This is a genomic window from Nguyenibacter vanlangensis (genome assembly GCF_013376155.1).
In the GTDB taxonomy this organism is placed as follows: Bacteria; Pseudomonadota; Alphaproteobacteria; order Acetobacterales; family Acetobacteraceae; genus Gluconacetobacter; species Gluconacetobacter vanlangensis.
The window spans coordinates 1-1169 of the sequence record NZ_JABXXP010000818.1 but is presented as its reverse complement, the minus strand read 5'-3'; the positions used below and the strand labels follow the sequence as shown (position 1 = coordinate 1169).

Here is a 1169-nt window from a genome sequence, read left to right as displayed (position 1 = left end):
CGCCGGGGCCGGCGCCCTCCTGCGACCCCCTGCCGCCCGACACGCTGCCGCTCTACCTGGTCGACCGGGGCTGGCACACCGAAATCGGCATCCCGGCGGGCGACCTCACGGGGCCGCTGGCCTATTTCCGCCAGGTCTTCCCCGGCGCGCGCACCATCCTGTTCGGCTACGGCAAGAAGACATTCTTCACCGCCCCGGCCTCCAGCCCGGAAGAATATCTGATCGGCCCGTTCCCCGGCCCGGCCGTCATCCAGGTCTTCGCCCTGACCGTCGCGCCGCCGCAGGCCTATGCCCCCGGCACCGTCGTCATTCTGCCGCTCCCGCCCGCCGGGATGGCGCGCCTCTCCGCCTTCATCGGCGATGATCTGGTGCCAGGGCAAAGAACAACGGGGCAAGGAACATCGGGCCAGGGGACGTTGGGCCAGGGGACGTTGGGCCAGGGGACGTTGGGGCAGGAAACTACGGGGCGAGAAGAACGGCCGCGCCTGGTGGCGGTCGGGCACCTGCCCGAAAGCCTGTTCTACGCGGCGCGCAGCCGCTACACCCTGTTCCACACCTGCAACGGATGGGTGGAGCAGGCCCTGCGGCAGGCCGGGCTGCCCATACCCGACGGCCGGGCGATCTTCGCCGGACAGGTCATGCGCAAGGGCCGGCAGGCCGCCCGCCGGCTCTGCCCGCTTCCACCCCCGCCGCCGGACGGCGCGCGATGAACGCGCGCGACCCATCCGGGCGATTCATTCAGGGGCAGGGCGGCTGGGTGCCGTCCGGACACACCACGTCGGTGCCGCGCGGCACGACGATCACATTATGCGCGCGGGGCGGATGGTCGTCGCCATCGCCGCTGAAGGAACTGCACGCGGCCAGCGGCAGCAGGCTCAAACCCAGGACGGCAAGCAGGCAGGGACGGCGCAGGGAGAAAGCGGCCGACATATCGGAAGACCTTCCGCAAAAGGGTGCATGAACAAGCATATAATCAAACGTATTGCCCACGCACCGGTTCCTGCACCGTCATGATTCCCCGCCGCGCCGTCCCAGCAGCCGGCACAGCGCCAGCGACGCGTCCGCGCGGTTCAGCGTATAGAAATGAAATTGCGACACGCCCGCCGCGCGCAACTGGGCGCACAGCGCGGCGGCAACCGCCGTGGTGACCATCGCCCGCGCCCCCGGCT

General features: G+C 70.2%; 3 protein-coding genes. 1 reads left to right on the top strand and 2 read right to left on the bottom strand.

Going from position 1 to position 1169, the window contains the following annotated elements:
* A partial coding sequence (locus HUK84_RS19315; RefSeq protein WP_176641659.1) for a DUF2459 domain-containing protein occupies positions 1-710 on the top strand: 710 nt, incomplete at its 5' end.
* 28 nt (positions 711-738) lie between these two features.
* Here the strand turns inward: HUK84_RS19315 and HUK84_RS19310 are convergent.
* The gene (locus HUK84_RS19310) at positions 739-930 is read right to left on the bottom strand and encodes a hypothetical protein (protein WP_246285783.1); all 192 of its coding nucleotides are present in this window, start codon (positions 928-930) and stop codon (positions 739-741) included.
* Positions 931-1008: 78 nt separating this feature from the next.
* Positions 1009-1152 (bottom strand): methylenetetrahydrofolate reductase, encoded by a 144-nt coding sequence (locus HUK84_RS19305; protein ID WP_317135319.1) that lies wholly within the window; start codon positions 1150-1152, stop codon positions 1009-1011.
* Positions 1153-1169 lie beyond the last annotated feature (17 nt).